The sequence below is a fragment of the Glycomyces sp. NPDC021274 genome, assembly GCF_040641195.1.
Taxonomy (GTDB): domain Bacteria; phylum Actinomycetota; class Actinomycetes; order Mycobacteriales; family Micromonosporaceae; genus Glycomyces.
Genome location: NZ_JBFADC010000075.1, coordinates 1 through 1,318 on the forward strand (window position 1 = coordinate 1; position 1,318 = coordinate 1,318).

1 pseudogene is annotated in these 1,318 nt (G+C 73.1%); it reads left to right on the top strand.

Annotated elements, in window-relative coordinates:
- Positions 1-1,318, top strand: a pseudogene (locus AB0I03_RS26675) (hypothetical protein); the annotation flags it as partial.

Sequence of the window (1,318 nt, forward strand, 5' to 3'; positions counted from 1 at the left end):
CCGCATTGCTGCTGGCCGCCGCCGCCCTGTGGCTGCTGCTGTGGGGGCTGGCCCCCGTCTTCGACGCCGTCGTCACTCTGGCCGCGCTGCTGCTCGCCACCGCCGGCGCCGCCTGGCAGGGCCGCCACCCCACACGGCGCCGCCCCCCGGTCCCCCGTCTCCGCTTCATCCCGGCCGCCGCCCCCGGCGAGGGCCTGAACGCGGACGCCGACCCCGAGCCGTTCGCGATCAGGGAGGCCGGCCGTTCGCCCCGAGAGGCCCGCGAAGCGGTCCGTCTGGCCCTCAAGGCTCACAAAGCGCCGATCGGCGACGTGGGGGTGCCGGAGGCGACGACGTGGGGGTGGCGTGTCCCGCTGGTGCTGAAGAACGGCACGCTGGAGCAGCTGTCGGCGTCGTTCCCGACCGTGGCCACAACCCTCCGCGTCGGCCGCGGCCGGCTGCTGGCACAGGTGCCGGACCCGGAGGACAGCGCCGCGGTCACCCTCCGCGTGCTCACGTCCGACCCGTTCGTCGCCGCGGCCACCGCTCCCTACCCCGTCCGCGCGCCGCGCTCCTCCTCGATCCTGGACCGAGTGAGCCTGGGCGGCTCGATCGACGGCGGCGAGACCGAAGTGCTGCTGGCCGGCCAGCACGTCATCATCACCGCGGTCAGCGGCGGCGGTAAATCGTCGATGGTGCGACGCCTGGCGGAGTTCGTGACGTCGTGCGTCGATGCTGTGGCGATCGACATCGACCCCACCGGACGAGGGCTGGGCGCGCTGCGACCCTGCGCCGCGCACACCGCCTACTCCGCCCAGGCTGCAGAACGGCTGTTGGAGAGCCTGCTGACGCGGGCAGAGCGCCGCGTCAGCCTGCTGCCCGACCTCCGCGACGACTGGGAGCCGACCCCGCAGGCCCCCGCGATCGTGGTGTTCCTCGACGAGTACCGGCTGTTGTCCAAGCGCGCTAAGGACATGACCATCAAGCTGTTGACCTACAGTCGGAAGACGAAGATCAGCCTCGTGTTGTCGACGACGGATGCGACCGCTGATGCGATGGGCGATGCCATCGCGGAGGCGTTCGGCGTCCGGGTGCTCATGCCGTGCCGCTCGGCCGACGTGCCGGTGGTGACCGGCATCCCCGGCGCCATCGGACAGGGATGGCTGCCGCACCTGCTGGTCCCCTCCCCCAGCGAGGAAGAGCCGGCCGATGCCGGGCAGTTCTACTGCCGCACCCCCCGGCACCGGGAACCGATCCTGCGCTACGTCCCCCGGCTGCACCCCGTCCGCGCCGCCGACGTCGCCCGCGAACGCATCGCCGCGGGCCTGTGCGTGCTGCC